The organism is Xenorhabdus hominickii (genome assembly GCF_002632725.1).
In the GTDB taxonomy this organism is placed as follows: domain Bacteria; phylum Pseudomonadota; class Gammaproteobacteria; order Enterobacterales; family Enterobacteriaceae; genus Xenorhabdus; species Xenorhabdus hominickii.
In genome coordinates, this window is record NZ_NJAI01000119.1 from 1 (window position 1) to 340 (window position 340).

Below are 340 nucleotides of genomic sequence, written 5' to 3' on the forward strand. Positions count from 1 at the left end.
TGACTAAGCGCAGGGCATCTGAGCAACAGATGTTTTTGTCATGAAACTCAGCGCAACCCACTACACGATCATGGCTCTGATAGGGATGACAGCGGTGGCCTATTATTACCGTTCTGAGTATGTGAAACAGAAAATCACCAACGACTCTCAGTCCGATGAAATCCAGCAACTGACTGACCGTATCAACGACCAGAACACGCACATTGATATCCTGCATGAACAGGATGCTAAACGTCTTAAGGTACTTGCCAATGCTAAATCTAAGATTGATCAGCTCAGTGACGATTTGCGCACTAACACTCAGCGCGTGTTCGTCAAAGCCGAGTGCCCCGTGCGTGAA

At 47.6% G+C, this 340-nt stretch carries 1 protein-coding gene; it reads left to right on the forward strand.

The annotated features are described in order from the left end of the window. Nucleotides 1–40: 40 nt before the first annotated feature. Nucleotides 41–340: lysis system i-spanin subunit Rz (locus Xhom_RS25460; protein WP_211287922.1), on the forward strand; the 300-nt coding region annotated here is incomplete at its 3' end.